At 64.6% G+C, this 1,521-nt stretch carries 2 protein-coding genes; one reads left to right on the forward strand and one right to left on the reverse strand.

The genetic code is table 11. From position 1 onward, the window contains the following. Positions 1 to 290 (reverse strand): hypothetical protein (locus JNW87_RS38620; protein ID WP_238455466.1); only part of this gene is annotated, 290 nt, incomplete at its 3' end. A gap of 409 nt (positions 291 to 699) precedes the next feature. Here JNW87_RS38620 and JNW87_RS38625 point away from each other — a divergent pair. Beyond that, positions 700 to 1,092, forward strand: coding sequence for a hypothetical protein (locus tag JNW87_RS38625; protein WP_109802748.1), 393 nt, complete (start codon positions 700 to 702; stop codon positions 1,090 to 1,092). Positions 1,093 to 1,521 lie beyond the last annotated feature (429 nt).

A 1,521-nucleotide genomic window follows, 5' to 3' on the forward strand; every position in this document is an offset into this window, starting at 1 on the left:
GGCACTTCGTCAAGGAGGTCGCGCAAGGGTTGGATGTCGCGCATCCAGGAGCTGTAGGCGTCTCTCATCTCCTCGCTGGCGTAGACCAGGAGCAGAATGGAAACCTCGTCTGCGACCTCGTCAATGTCGGGCGGCTTCCCATCTCGGGGGTAGACGACGTCTGCGGTCGTCACGAAAGAGGTCGTCTCAGTGGCCACGGCCAGGAGCCGACGGTAGGCGGCTTCGAGCCGGTCTTGGCTGCGGGCCTCCCGAGCAAGCGCCAAGGTGGTCTGCCTGGCGTTCTCCGCCAACCGTTCCGCATGTTGGCGGCCTCGATGGTTGGTCCACACCGTGGCGCAGAGACCAGCGATGCCTACGACGGCCGTTGCGGCTGCCCCACCCCACTCCCAAGCCACTAGCTGAGTCTGGCTGAGGCCCGCGGTTCAGGGAAGGTGGAGCGACCTGGTGAGGCCGCCGGAGCCGCCCGATGGTCGCTGAACCCCCAAGATCATGCCGTTTCCAGGCCGTCGAACGAGGGCCGACGGTGACCATCGTTGACCATCCATCCGATGCGTGGCAGCAGGCCAAAGCCCATGTCGCCCGGTTTGATCGACTACGCGCCCGCCCCAGATCAATACTGCTGGAAGTGGTCGATCGTCTAACATCGACGGGCCGCGAGGATCTTCACGTCTCGCGTTCATGTCGGTACTGTTCGCACTCATGGCGTCTCGCGGCAAGCCGAACCTCTGGCGGTATTGGGGCTACGGCGTCCTGGCTGTGCTCCTCCTGTCCCTTGGTAGCAGCGCGTACGGCCCCGGCATCTACGCGGTTCTGGTCGGCCTCTTGATCCTCTTCGTCCTCTTTCAAGCGCCGGTGTACTGCGGCGCAATCAACCGGAAGCGCGGCGGCGTCGAGTTCTGCCGCAACAACTCGAGCGGCCTGGTCTTGGGCTGCCACCTCCGGCAGCACAAGTGGCAGAAGTTCGGGCGTGACTGGTGGTCGCTCGGCTGGCGCGAGAAGACTAAAGGGATCTGGACCGGGGCCTCGGCAAAGCTGGCGACCGTCAGTGGCCTCGTGGGCACCGTGACCGGGATCATTGGCGTCTTCAAGTAAGTGCCCGCCCGCCGCGGAGTGGCGCAGACCGTTGAGCAGCGGAAGGCTGTTGGCGGGCGGGGCCAAGCAGTACAGCAACGAAGTACAGCAACCGACTACACCAAGCGGAACCCTGGTGACCGCCCTCGGACCGTCGACCAGCGGTACGAGCCAAACCACACCGCTCTGCCGATCTCTGGGGGTCAAGGGGTCCTCCGTTCGATCCGGCCGCCCGGACGCAGCTCAGGGGGCTGATCCGGCACGCGGATCGGCCCTCCTTGGCGTTCTGGGGACCAAGATCGGTCAAGTTGGCTGCAAGTAGCGCTTCTTGACCAGCGGACAAGGCGAGGTGTTGCCGGCACCTAGAGCCTGGACGACTCCTGGGAAAGCCAATCTCGATGCTGTGCCTTTAGCGCGTCGCGTTGCTTTCGGCTCGGCAGAATGACATCG

Source organism: Micromonospora sp. ATA51, assembly GCF_016802855.1.
Lineage (GTDB): Bacteria > Actinomycetota > Actinomycetes > Mycobacteriales > Micromonosporaceae > Micromonospora > Micromonospora sicca.